At 65.1% G+C, this 13,208-nt stretch carries 9 protein-coding genes; 4 read left to right on the forward strand and 5 right to left on the reverse strand.

Going from position 1 to position 13,208, the window contains the following annotated elements; all coding sequences use genetic code 11:
* Positions 1–327: 327 nt before the first annotated feature.
* Positions 328–1,407, forward strand: coding sequence for a tyrosine-type recombinase/integrase (locus tag AWY79_RS03060; protein ID WP_066800111.1), 1,080 nt, complete (start codon positions 328–330; stop codon positions 1,405–1,407).
* 194 nt (positions 1,408–1,601) lie between these two features.
* Here AWY79_RS03060 and murI read toward each other — a convergent pair whose 3' ends face one another.
* The 5 genes from murI to hcp all read right to left on the reverse strand — a co-directional run bounded on the left by murI (position 1,602) and on the right by hcp (position 7,777).
* Positions 1,602–2,441, reverse strand: coding sequence for a glutamate racemase (gene murI / locus AWY79_RS03065; protein ID WP_066800114.1), 840 nt, complete (start codon positions 2,439–2,441; stop codon positions 1,602–1,604).
* Between the two features lie 118 nt (positions 2,442–2,559).
* Entirely contained in the window at positions 2,560–3,816 is a 1,257-nt protein-coding gene (locus AWY79_RS03070; RefSeq protein ID WP_233490986.1) for an EAL and HDOD domain-containing protein, read from the reverse strand.
* A gap of 47 nt (positions 3,817–3,863) precedes the next feature.
* Positions 3,864–4,766 carry an HD domain-containing protein gene (locus AWY79_RS03075; protein ID WP_066800120.1) on the reverse strand — a complete coding sequence of 301 codons (903 nt, stop codon included), beginning with the start codon at positions 4,764–4,766 and terminating at the stop codon, positions 3,864–3,866.
* 4 nt (positions 4,767–4,770) lie between these two features.
* The gene (locus AWY79_RS03080) at positions 4,771–6,009 is read right to left on the reverse strand and encodes an HD domain-containing phosphohydrolase (protein ID WP_066800123.1); all 1,239 of its coding nucleotides are present in this window, start codon (positions 6,007–6,009) and stop codon (positions 4,771–4,773) included.
* 160 nt (positions 6,010–6,169) lie between these two features.
* Complete coding sequence (gene hcp, locus AWY79_RS03085) at positions 6,170–7,777, reverse strand: hydroxylamine reductase (protein WP_066800126.1); 1,608 nt, start codon at positions 7,775–7,777, stop codon at positions 6,170–6,172.
* 184 nt (positions 7,778–7,961) lie between these two features.
* Between hcp and AWY79_RS03090 the strand changes: the two genes are divergently transcribed.
* From AWY79_RS03090 to AWY79_RS03100, 3 genes are all read left to right on the forward strand, one after another.
* Positions 7,962–8,903 (forward strand): PhzF family phenazine biosynthesis isomerase, encoded by a 942-nt coding sequence (locus AWY79_RS03090; RefSeq protein ID WP_066800128.1) that lies wholly within the window; start codon positions 7,962–7,964, stop codon positions 8,901–8,903.
* 15 nt (positions 8,904–8,918) lie between these two features.
* Positions 8,919–9,590: a VOC family protein gene (locus AWY79_RS03095; protein ID WP_066800131.1), complete on the forward strand. Its 672-nt coding sequence runs from the start codon at positions 8,919–8,921 to the stop codon at positions 9,588–9,590.
* Between the two features lie 100 nt (positions 9,591–9,690).
* Positions 9,691–13,191 (forward strand): ATP-binding protein, encoded by a 3,501-nt coding sequence (locus AWY79_RS03100; protein WP_066800134.1) that lies wholly within the window; start codon positions 9,691–9,693, stop codon positions 13,189–13,191.
* Positions 13,192–13,208: the final 17 nt, after the last annotated feature.

A 13,208-nucleotide genomic window follows, 5' to 3' on the forward strand; every position in this document is an offset into this window, starting at 1 on the left:
GGGCAGAGAGGACGGTTGCCCTTCATGAGCAACGAGTCGAAAATAGTGAAAATACCCTATCTCGATTCCTTGAGGTCAAAGGTGCCGGCGTGATCAGACTTAAGGGTTGGCCGAGTTGGCGGGCGGTTCGGAGACCGCCCCATGGGGAACGAAGACAATCCGGAAGGCACATGACTTTTGACACCAAACTGAAGACCCGCGTATTATGCGCCCAGGACGTTGCCGCGTTCCTGGGCAAAAGCGTGGACTGGGTCTACGACCATGCCGAAGACGTCGGCGGCGTCAAACGTGGTGGGTCATGGTTCTTTCCGAACGAGGAAGACATCTATGACCGTCTATTTCAAGGCCGGGAAAGGGTACCGGTACGATTTCATGGTAAAGGGCAAGCGCTACACCAAGGCGTGGTTCAAGGGGAAGCAGGCCGCAAAAACGGCCGAGGTCAAAAGAAGGGAGGACGTCGAAAAGAAACAGGAAATGGAAGCGACGGGCGACATGGCCTTGCTTGATCTGCTCAACCTGCGGCTGGATTACCTGCTGGACCGTGCGTACTCGGAGTCGCACTACAAGAAGACCAAGCTCGCGGCCAAGCGGTTGCTGGACTACTTCGGCAAGGTGCCGTGTTCCGCCATCACCCGCCTGAAGGCCGACGAATTCCTGATGGCCGTGGTCAAGGAACGCACCCCGGTCGCTGGCAACAACGACCTCAAGGTGCTTCGAGCGGCTTTCTCCTGGGGCATGAAGCGGGGGCAACGGTTCATCCAGGACAATCCCTTTGCGGGGCTGGAAACGTTCCCCAGCGACAAGCCCAGCGAACGGAAGAAGACCCCCAGGGTCGACGAACTGGACCGGATGATCGAAGCAGCCCAGCCCAAGCACCGCCCCTACCTGTGGGTGCTCAGGGAAACCTTGGCGCGGAGCATCGAGGTCCACCGACTCACCTGGAATCGGGTCAACTTCGAGGAACGGTATGTCGAACTGGAAACACGCAAGAACAAAAAACGGGAACCGGTGCTGCGCCAGGTGCCGATGACGGACAAGCTGTACGAAGTCCTTTCGGACCAGTACGCCAACCGCGATCCCGGCAAGGAATGGGTGTTCTGGACTCGGAGCTACAACGCCAAGACCGGCAGGATGGAAGAAGGCCCCTACAAGCGGGGTCGGTATTCCATGCTCAAGAAGGTCTGTCGGGATGCCGGGGTGGATTACTACACCTTCCACCGCTTCCGGGCATCGGGCGCATCCGTGATGGACAATAGCGGGGCCCTGCTTCCGGGCATCCAGCATATCCTTGGCCACGCGGACCGGCGGAGCACGGAAATCTATCTGGAAAAACTCCGTGACGTGGAACGAGACGCCATGGACGTCTACGAAAGGGAAAGCCGCAAGGATGATGACAAGGTCGCCTGACAACTTCACACATACGGTTCACACACACCGACAAGGCGGCTTGCGGGTGCCCACCTGCAAACCGCTGAAAACTAAAAGAAAGACCGGGTAGTCACACACAAGGAACGTGACTATTCTTAAGGCCCTCGGCCTTAAGCGGGTCCAGGGCAGCACCCTGGTCTCCCCGAAGGGGCCGCCGGAGGCATTCCTCCCCCCTACAGGTCGACGAGTTCCACGTCGTGCTCGGCGATGGGAGTGCCGAGGAAGCGGGAGCCGGTGCGGGCGAAGCGTGCGGCGTCGTCGGTGGTCAGGTAGCGGGTGGCGCCGCAGCCGTTTTCGGGCCGGGCGAGTTGGAGTTCCTGGAGTTGTTGATGGACGGTTTCCGCGGTGGTGGCGGCGGAGTCCACGATGGTGGTCCCGGCGGGCACCACGTTGCGGATGGCGGGTGCGAGCAGCGGGAAGTGGGTGCAGCCGAGGACGAGGGTGTCGGGCACGTCGGGGTGTCCGGTGCCGGATGCGGGTTTGAAGACCGGGTCGAGGTAGCGGGCGGCCACGGCTTCGGGCACCTGTCCGTCGGTCCAGCCTTCCTCGGCCAGGGCCACGAAGAGCGGGCAGGGGTGGCCGATGATGCGCGTTTGGGGATCGATGGCGTGGATGGCGCGCTGGTAGGCCCCGCGCGCGATGGTCGATTCGGTGGCGATGACGGCGATGGCGCGGTTGCGGGAGGCGGCGCAGGCGGCGCGCGCGCCGGGGTCGACCACGCCGATGACCGGCACGTCGGGGTAGGCCTCGCGCAGGGCGTCGAGGGCCACGGCCGAGGCGGTGTTGCAGGCAACCACGAGCAGCTTGATGCCCCGGCGGATGAGCTCCGCGCCGCACTGCACCCCGTACCGGGTGACGGTCTGGGGCGACTTGGTGCCGTAGGGCAGCCGCGCGGTATCGCCGAGATAGACCACGTCTTCGCAGGGCATGCGCTCGCGCAACGCCTTGAGCACGGTCAGCCCGCCCACGCCCGAATCGAACATGCCGATGGGCAGCTTCGCTTCTTTCTTCATCGTTTCTGGCTCCTTGCGCGGCCCAACGGAGCGCGCGCCCCGAAATCAACACATTTTCCAGAAAATGTCTAAACTATTCGCCGGGAGTCTAGACTCCGGCGGAGGGGGGGGCGGCGGCCTATTCGGCCTTGGAATAGCCGAGCATCTTCTGGGCCCAACTGCGGGCCTGGAGATAGAGCAGTTCCGCCTGGAAGGAGTCGAGACCGAGCCGCTGGAGCCGCTGCGCGGTCTCGCCCCATTGGCCGCGCTCGTAGCTGGTGGCCAGCCGCAGGAGGTCGTAGTGCTCGCCTTGGCCCCGGAGCGCATCGGTGACCGGCTTCTCCAGGGGGAGGAGTTCGAGGATGCGCTGCATCTCCTGGCCGAGCATGGCGTCGAGCAGGGAGAAGAGGCCGGTCATGAACAGGGTATCCGGTTCGCAGACGGTCCGGTTGGAGCTGGAGCAGATGGATTCCAGGAACTTGGCCCGGTGCACGGCCAGGTAGGCCAGCTCGCCCGCCTTGGGAGACGGGTTGAGGTCCGCGATGAGCGCACTGCGGAGCCATTGCTTGACGTGGATCATGCCGATCATGTCGATGGCCCGCTTGGCGGACTTGACCTTTTCCCTGAGGCCCATGCCCGCGGAGTTGACGTAGCGGAACAGGCGGTAGGTCAGGGACGGGTCCGACTGGAGGATGAGCCCCAGCCTATTGGAATCGAGTTCCGCCTTGGCCAGCTCGGCCAGGAGCTGGAGCTTGGTGGTTTCGGATGTTGAGAGCTTGCGGCCGGGGATGATTTCCGGCTGGCTGAAGAAGAATCCCTGGAACAGGGCGAAGCCCATGTCGCGGAGCCGGCGGAAGGTCTCGTTTTGCTCGACCTTTTCGGCCAGGGGGATGACCCCTGCGGGCAGGGACCGGAACGCCCGCTCCACGCGGTCCATGTCGTTGTCCATGGCCAGGACGTCGAGTTTGATGATGTCCGCCATCTCCACGAAGGGCAACAGATCCTTCTGGCCGAAGTAGTCGTCCACGGCGATGGTGTAGCCCGCGTCCTTGAGCCGCCGGACCGCGGCCAGGGCCTCGGCGCCGGGCCGGACGTTCTCGAGGATCTCGATGACGCACCGGTCCTTGGGCAGGGCGAACCCGCCGTCCTCCATGAGCAGTTTTTCCGGGAAGTTGATGAGGATCCTGGCGTTGGCGTCCATGCCCTCCGTCGCCAGGACCAGGCCGTCGGCAACCACCGAGGCCGTGGCCAGGGCCTCGTCGTCGATGTGGGCCACGTTGGTCTCGTCGGAGCGGAAGAGCAGCTCGTAGCCCCAGACGGATTCATCCGGGCGGAAGATGGGCTGCCGGGCAATGAAGACCGCCTCGAACAGGGGCATTCTCTTGTGCGGGGCCAAAGGGACTCCTGGGATGTCGGCCGCCGGGGCGGCTTGGCATGTTATCGTTATTCGAGGACGTTGCCGCGCCGGAGCTTGGCCATGAGCATATCCAGGTCCTCGCCGCATTCGGCCAGGATCTTGTCCAGGTAGGAGAGGTTCCGCTCGATGGCCACCCGGTAGAGATCCTTGTCAATCCCACGGCGTTTGCTGAAATAATACAGCATGTTGCTGTCGGCCCCCCGGAACTCGTTGTCGAGCCGTTTCCGGGCCACGTCCTGGTAGAAGTTGCGGGTCTTGAGGACCAGGTCGAAGGCGTTGTCGTAGCCGGGCAGCTTGGCCTCCTGAAATTCCTCGAAGAGCAGGAGGAGCTTTTCCAGGTAGTAGCGGTCCGCGATCTGGGCGAGGAGGTCGGCGCTGCCCAGGAAGTAGCCCATCTTGCGCATGGCCTCGGTGCGGAAGGCCACCTTGGAGGGGGACATGGCCAGGATGGTGCAGCGGATGCAGTCCGCGATGTCGTCGATGTCCTCATCGGACAGCTGGCCTTCGAGGTCGCAGCGCATGAACTGGATGGAGCGCTCCTCGTGGCCCACGGTGTGCTTGGCCCCGGTGCCCTGCGTGTCGTCCACGTCCTGGATCAGCCCCACGTCGTGGAACAGGGCCGAGAGCAGCCCCTTGCGGCAGTCGTGCTCGGTGAAGGTGTCGCCCCGGACCATGCCGCCGTAGATCAGGCGGACCATGGCCAGGACCACTGAGCAGGTGTGCTCGAAGTTGTGGTACCGGGTATTGCTCGCCCGGAAGCCCGGGTAGCGGCCGTTGAAGAGCTTCTCCACGTCCTCGAAGGCCTTGCGGAAGAGTGTTCCGTCGTAGTCGGGGAAGAACTCCCGCAGCACGTCCTCGGTTTCGCGGCGAACGCATTCGGAATCCAGCGGGTCCAGGCAGTCGTAGAGTTGCGTTTCTATGGGCTTCATACGGCTACTTTCCGGAGGATTCGGTCCACTTGTCGCGGATGGCTTTGATGACGTCGAAGATTTCCATGAATATCTCGACAACCTCGGGGTCGAAATGGGTCCCGGCATCCTTTTCCAGGATGCCGAGGCATTTTTCGTCCGGGAACGGGTCCTTGTAGGAGCGGGGCGAGGCCAGGGCGTCGTAAACGTCGGCCACGGCGCAGATGCGCGCCGAGAGCGGGATGATCTCGCCGTTCATGGCGTACCCGCCCAGGCCCGGGTCCTCGTCCCAGACGTTGGCCAGGGGCACGGCCGGGTAGCCGCCGCCCGCCCATTTCTCGTGGTGGCACAGGGCGATCTCCATGGACATGCGGTCCAGCTCCGACGTCTGGTTCCTGAAGAGCCTCGCGCCGTAGATCGTATGCCATTTCATGATCGAGTATTCCTCGTCCGTGAGTTTGGCCGGTTTCTTGAGGATGGCGTCGGAGATGCCGACCTTGCCCACGTCGTGCAGCATGGCGGCCAGGCGCAGATTGTCGCGGGTCCGCTTGATGTCCTTGGCGCTGTGGTTCCGGCGCGCGGCCCAGGTGCCGTAGATCTCGGCGCAATAGGCCCCCACGCGCTGGACGTGCGCCCCGGTCTCCGAGGGGTCGCGCAGCTCGGCCATCTGCATCATGCGCAGGATCAGCTCGCGGTTCATGATGCCGCGTTCGATGGCCACCGAGGCGTTGTTGCAGAACAGGGGGATGAAGGTCTTGGCCGCTTCCGAGAACGGGACCACCGCGCCCGAATCGCTCTTGGCGTTGATCAGCTGCATGACGCCCACCAGCCGCGACTCCTGGGCGATGAGCGGGATGGTCAGCATGCTGGTGGTCCGGAAGCCGGACTTCTGGTCAAAGGACTTGTTGAAGGAGAAGGGCAGGGTCGGGTCCAGCTCGTAGGCGTCGTCGATGGACAGGCTCTGGCGGGTCTTGGCCACGTAGCCGACGATGGACTGCTCGCTGATGGGGATGCCGAAATTCTGGTACAGGGCGGCGTTGGCGGTCTCCTTCTTGAACAGGGTGTCGTTCTGGACGTAGCTGAAGATCAGCTTGTCGTCCTCCACCAGGAAGATGGACCCCGCGTCGGCCCCTGAGAACTTTCTGGATTCGTGGAGAATCTTGTCAAGGATGGTGTCCACGTCCTTGAGCTGGTTGACCTCTTCGGTGATCTTGAGAATCGTGAGGACCGCTTCCCCGCTGTCGGATATCCTGGCCGAGCCCATGTTCGCCCCCTTTGGTTAATGAATAAATATCGCCCAAACAAATAGAAAAATCAATCAACATGGTCTCGGGGCGGACGGGGGCGACGGGCGGCGCGCTGCCGGGTCGGCGCGGGGGTGGGAAAAAGGCCCGCCGACGATTGCCGGCGGGCCTGGGTTGCCTTTAGCCGAGGATCTCGGCGAGGTCCGCCTCCGGGGTGGAGATGGGGGCGATGTTGTAGTTCTCGACCAGGTAGTCGAGGACGTTGGGGGTGATGAACGCGGGCAGGGAGGGGCCCAGCTTGATGTTTTTGATACCCAGGGCCAGCAGGGAGAGGAGGATGGCCACGGCCTTCTGCTCGTACCAGGACAGGACCAGGGAGAGGGGCAGGTCGTTGACGCCGCAGTCGAAGGCCTTGGCCAGGGCCAGGGCGATCTGGACCGCGGAGTAGGCGTCGTTGCACTGGCCCACGTCCAGCAGGCGGGGGATGCCGCCGATGTCGCCGAGCTTCTTGTCGAAGAACCGGAACTTGCCGCAGGCCAGGGTCAGGATGACGGTGTCCGCCGGGGCCTGCTCCACGAACTCGGTGTAGTAGTTGCGGCCCGGCTTGGCGCCGTCGCAGCCGCCCACCAGGAAGAAGTGGCGGATGTCGCCGGACTTGACCGCGTCGATGACCGTTCCGGCCACGGACATGACCGCGTTGCGGGCGAATCCGGTAGTTACCGATCCCTTATCGACAGTCTCTGCAAAGCCGGGCAGCTCAAGCGCTTTCTCGATGACGGGCGTGAAGTCGTCGTTCTGCACGTGGACCGCGCCGGGCCAGCCGACCAGGCCGGTGGTGAAGATGTTCTCGATGTATTTCTTGGGGTCCTGGATGCAGTTGGTGGTCATCAGGATGGCGCCGGGGAACTCGGCGAATTCCTTTTTCTGGTTCTGCCAGGCGGTGCCGTAGTGACCGGCCAGGTGCGGGTACTTGTGCAGCTCCGGGTAGCCGTGGCACGGGAGCATCTCGCCGTGGGTGTAGATGTTGATGCCCTTGCCCTCGGTCTGCCTGAGCAGGGTCTCGAGGTCCTTGAGATCGTGGCCGGAAACCAGGATCGCCTTGCCGGCGGTGGGTCCGAGCTTGACCTCGGTGGGCACCGGGTGGCCGTAGGTGGAGGTGTTGGCGTCGTCCAGCAGCTCCATGGCCCGGATGTTGATGCGGCCGCATTCCAGTCCCGCCTCCACGCACTGCGGCACGGTCAGCCCCTGGGCCAGGGTGGCGGCCAGCAGGGTCTGGACCTTGGCGTACAGCTCGTTGTCCTCCTTGCCGAGGATGGCGGCGTGGTCGGCGTAGGCGCAGACGCCCTTGAGCCCGTAAGTCAGGGTCTGCTTCAGGGACTTGACGTCGGCGTCCGGCTCGGGGTCGTTCTCGATCCCGAACTCGCGCCCCTGGGCGACCATGCCGGGGATGTCCAGGGCGGGCATGAGCACGGTCGGGCCGTCGAACTCCACGCCGGAGACCTTGGCCTTGAGGCGGTCGCGCAGGGCGACGCAGCGGTTGATCAGGGCGACGAACCGGGCGTCGTCGAAATTCACGTTGGTCAAGGTGGAGAACACGGCCTTGACGGTGAAGAGGTTCACCTCGGGGTCCTCGATGCCCTGTTCGCGGGCGGCGCAGGCCACCTGGGACAGCCCCTTGGACAGGTAGAGCAGCAGGTCCTGGAGGGAAGCGGTGGAATCGGTCTTGCCGCACACGCCGATCTTGGTGCAACCGCCTTTGGCGGTCTGTTCACATTGATAACAAAACATTGGTCACTCCTTTGTTTCGGTGTTGTTCGATTCGGTTGGTCCGGTATAGACGGAACCTGGACCCGCCAATATGACTTGGGTCAAAAACGGCGACAAAAGTGGAGTATTTTTTTGAATTAATAACTCGCCGCCGTCCCTGCGCCCGCGCCTTGCGGTCCTTTGCAGGAGGGGCTATCCTCCCGGCATGACGCGAACAATTACGGTTTTACTGGCCGACGCCTTCACCGCCACCCCCGGCAAGGGCAACCGCGCCGGAGTGGTCCTCGACGCGTCCGGCCTGTCCCCGGCGGCCATGCAGGCCGTGGCCGCCCTGGTCAACGTCTCGGAGACCGCCTTCCTGGCTCCCGCACCTCCGGGCGCGGAGTACGACCTGGTGCAGCGCTACTTCACTCCCGCCGCCGAGGTCCCCACCTGCGGCCACGCCACCATCGCCTCCCACCACCTGCGCGCTACGTCGCTGGGCATGACCGAGGGGCGGGTCCGCATCCTGACCGGCGCGGGCATCCTGCCCGTGGACGTCGAGACCTCGCCGGACGGGCTGAAGGTGATCATGACCCAGGGCGCGCTCTCCTTCGAACCGCCCCTGGCTCCGGCCGAGAGGGCAACGTTGCTTGCCGCCCTGGGCCTCGCCCCGGCCGACCTGGCTGACGGGCTGCCCGTGCAGGAGGTGTCCACCGGCCATTCCAAGGTCATGGTCCCGATCCGGTCGGTGCGGACCCTGGACCGGCTCGCCCCGGACATGGGCGCGCTGGCCGTGTTGAGCGAACGGATCGGCTGCAACGGGTATTTCGTCTTCGTCGTGAACGGGCCGGACGACCCCTGCCTGACCAGCGGCCGGATGTTCGCCCCGGCCATAGGCATCGACGAGGACCCGGTCACGGGCAACGGCAACGGCCCGTGCGGCGCGTACCTCTCCCGGTACGGGGTGCTGCCGCCGGAGCCTGTCTTCGCCTACCGGGGCAGGCAGGGCGTGGCCATGGGCCGGGAAGGCGTCATCGAGGTCACCGTGGCCCGCGACGAGTCCGGGCCGGTGCGGGTGCAGGTGGGCGGCACGGCCGTGGAGGCCGGGCGCATGGAGATCGAACTGAACGAGGTCGGCGGTACGGTCACGGCGAGGGAAATCTAAAGCAGGGAGCGGGAAATGCGGACGAGAGTGGACCATCTGGTGATAGCGGCCACGGACATCGCGCGCGGCGTGCAATGGGCCGAGAAGGCGCTGGGCGTGCTGGTGCCGCGCGGCGGGGTGCACACGACCATGGGCACCCACAACCACGTCATGCGGCTGGGCGAGGAACTGTTTCTGGAGGTCATCGCCATCAACCCGGACGGCCCGCCGCCCCTGAAGCCGCGCTGGTTCGGCCTGGATGACCCGTCGGTCCGGGCGCGGCTGGACCGGTCCCCGGCCTTCCTGGCCTGGGTGGTCAACACCGACGACATGGACGGGCTGCTCGCCTCCGCGCCCATGTCCTGGGGGCGCGCCACCCCGGTCACCCGGGGAGACCTGCGCTGGCGGTTCGCCCTGCCCTCGGACGGTCGGCTCCTGGCCGGGGGCATGCTGCCCTACGCCATCCAGTGGGACACTCCGCACCATCCGGCCCGGGCCATGCCGGACCTCGGCTGCCGGTTGCTCTCCCTGGACATCCACCATCCCTATCCCGAATGGCTGGGCGAGGGGCTGGACGCCATCGGCTCGGTGGATTTGGTCCGGGTGCATCCCCTGCCGCCGCTTGAGCTGCCGCGCATGACCGCGCGCATCGACACCCCGGAAGGCGTCCGATTGCTGGAGTCCATGCCGGGCGCGGGGGCGTGCTGACCGGAGTCTCCCGGGGACGGGCGGGAAAAGCGCCGTATTTCCTTTATTTATCCGTAACCATCTGATAGAGAACGAACAACTTCTCCCATCAGGTGTTGCCATGGCTGTTTCGAAGTTCCTCCCCGGGGCGCTGGCGTCCATCCTTGTCCTGCTTGCGCTGCTGGCGCCTCCCGGCGCGCGTGCGTCTGGGGAAAAGAAGCAGATCCTGCTCTTCAACTCCTACCACCAGGGGTTCGCCTGGAGCGAAGAGGAGACCCGGGGGCTGATGGACGTGCTGCGTCCGCGCCAGACCGGCATCACCATGCACGTGGAGTACATGGACACCAAGCGCGTGGAGTTCAACGACCGGTACGAACGCCAGCTCCTGAACGTCTACGCGCACAAATATTCGAAAGCCGGGCTGGACCTGATCCTGGCCCTGGACAACAACGCCTACGATTTCCTGCGTCGCAACCACGCCCAGCTCTTTCCCGGCGTGCCCGTGGTCTTCGGCGGGGTCTCCTTCTTCAAGGCCGAACAGATCCGGCCGCTGCCGCTGTTCACCGGGGTGGCCGAGACCGTGGACGCCTGGGGCACGGTGCAGTGCGCCCTGAAGCTCCATCCCGGGACCCGGCGCATCTACGTGGTCAACGACTACACACCCACCGGGCGGGCCGTGCACGAGACCATCCGCACCCAGCTGGACGAGCTGGACCCGGCCATAGAGATCGTCTTCTCCGGCCACGAGGACGTGCAGGAGGTGCTTGCCCGGGCCGAAACGCTGCCCAAGGACTCCCTGATCCTGCTCAGCGTCTTCAATCGCGACCGCAGCGGGCAGTTCTTCGACAAGGCGGAAATGGCCTCGGCCCTGGCCGTCCGGTCCGGGGTCCCGGTCTACGGCCTGATGGAGACCGACCTGGGCCACGGCATCGTCGGCGGCCTGCTGACCAAGGCGTACTCCCAGGGTCAGGCCATGGCCCAGATCGCCCTGCACGTCCTGGCCGGGCGCAACCCGGAGAACATTCCGATCCAGACCGACGCCGGCATCGAACCCATGTTCGACTACCTCAGGCTCAAAATGTTCGGCATCCGCCTGGCCGACCTGCCCGAGGACAGCGTGGTCATCAACCGGCCCGATTCCTTCTACCGCGAGCATTCCGCCATCATCCTGTCCGTGGCCGCTCTCGCCACCGTGCAGACCCTGATCATCCTCGCCCTGATCCTGAACATCGGCCGCAGGAGGCACGCCGAGAAGGAGCTGCGCACCGTCCAGCGGACCCTGGAGGAGCGGGTCCGGGAGCGCACCAGCGAGCTGCGGGACTCCGAGGAGACCCTGCGCAACATTTTCGATTTTTCCTACGACGCCAGCATCATCTACGACGCCCTCGGGCGCATCCTGGAGGTCAACCGGCGCACGGTGGAGATGTTCGGGCTGGAGGACGTGGACCCCGTCACCGTGTCCCTGGCCGACGACCTCTCGGGCCAGGGGTGCCCCTTGGACACCATGCCCCCGATCACGGCCGAGGCCCTGGCGGGCAGGCCGCAGCACCTGGAGTGGCGGGGCCGCCATTACCTCACCGGCAACGAGTTCGACGTGGAGGTCCACCTGACCCGCATCCTCTACCGGGGCGAACAGGCCGTGCTGGCCAACATCCGCGACATCTCCACGCGCAAGGAGTCCGAGAACGCCATCCGCCAGGATCTCATCAAGTTCGAGGCCATCCTGGAAAACACCCTGATGGGCATCGCCATGTCCGTGGGCCGCAGGATCGTGACCATCAACCGGCGCGGCGCGGAGATATTCGGCTACGCCCCGGAGGAGATCCTGAACAGCGGGCTGGATCTGCTCCTCGGGCACTATCAGACCGAAGACGAGTTCGTGCTGGCCGCCAAGACTTCCCTGGCCGAGCGCGGCGAGTTCGACACCGAGCAGGCGTTTCGGAGCAAGTCCGGCTCCACGGTCTGGTGCCGGATGTACGCCAAGGCCGTGGACCCCGCCGACCTGGACCGGGGCGTCATCTGGGCCTGGGACGACATCACCGACATCCGGCTGGCCCAGGAGGACCTGCTGCGCACCCGCGAGGACGCCGAGGCCGCCAACCGCGCCAAGTCGGAGTTCCTGGCCGCCATGAGCCACGAGATCCGGACCCCCATGAACGCCATCGTGGGCATGACCGACATCACCCTGCAGACCGACCTGAACGAGGAGCAGCGCGACTACCTGCGGACCGTCAAGGATTCGGCCCAGCATCTGCTGTCGATCATCAACGACATCCTGGACCTGTCCAAGATCGAGGCCCGCAAGCTGGAGCTGGACAACGTGGACTTCGACCTGCCCTTCCACGTGGGGACCACCATCAAGGGGCTGGAGGTCCAGGCCCGGCAGAAGGGACTGGACATGGTCCTTGAGATCGATCCCGCGGTGCAGAGCTGCGTGCGGGGCGATCCCCTGTCCCTGCGCCAGGTGCTTGTCAACCTGGTGGGCAACGCCATCAAGTTCACCCACCGGGGGGCCATCTCCATCCGCGTGCTGCCCGCCCATCGCAACGTCCGCCAGGCCGGGGAATCCCGCACCGTGGGCGTGAGCTTCGAGGTGGAGGACACCGGCATCGGCATCCCGCGCGACTTCCTGGACACCATTTTCCAGAGCTTCTCCCAGTCCACCCGCGCCTTTGGCGGCACCGGCCTGGGGCTGGCCATCTGCAAGCAGCTCATCAATCTCATGGACGGCGACATCCGGGTGGACTCCACCGTGGGCAAGGGGAGCGTCTTCTCCTTCACCGTGTGGTTCGAGCCGGGCTTTTCCTGCCCCATCCCGGAAGAGGACTGCCGAAAGCTGCCCGAAGGCCCGTCGCGGCCCGTGCGCGTGCTGGTGGCCGAGGACAACGACGTCAACGTCATGGTCACTACCCTCAAGCTGGAGGACCTGGGCTACACCTACGCCGTGGCCAAGACCGGGCTGGAGGTCCTCGACCTGCTCAAGCGCGAGCGGTTCGATCTCATCCTCATGGACATCGAGATGCCCGTGCTGGACGGCATTTCCACCACCAAGGCGATCCGCGCCGCCGTGCCGGGCGGCCCCATCCCGGACCCGTCAATCCCGATCATCGGGGTCACGGCCCACGCCCTGAAGGAGTTTCGGGACAGGAGCCTGGACGCGGGCATGGACGACTACGTGGCCAAACCCGTGGACTTCCATGAGCTGGCCGTGATCATCAACCGGCTCATCGGGGCCATCCCGCAGCCCGCGGTACGGCCCGAACCCGAGCCGGACCAGGCGGCGGAGCCGTTACCCGCCGACGCCGTCCCCGCCTACACCCCGGAAGCGGCCATGGAGCACCTGGGAGTGGACGAGGGCATCTTTGCCGATTTCCTGGTAACCTCGCGCAACGAGCTGGAACTCCTGATCGGCGAACTGGAGCAGGCCCACGCAGCAGAGAACCGGGCTCTGGTCGGGGAGCTTGCGGACACCGTCATGTCCGTGTGCAAGGCCATCGGGGCCAACACCGCCGCCCTGGCCGCCGCCGCCCTGGTCGCGGCCTGTTCCGGCGCGGACGATCCCGCGCCCGCCCTGAATCGGGTTCGCGAGGAGATGGAGTCCCTGAGAAAAATCATGGACTGAGATAAGTTGCGGCTCTA

Origin of the sequence: Pseudodesulfovibrio indicus (assembly GCF_001563225.1) — a bacterium.
GTDB lineage: Bacteria > Desulfobacterota > Desulfovibrionia > Desulfovibrionales > Desulfovibrionaceae > Pseudodesulfovibrio > Pseudodesulfovibrio indicus.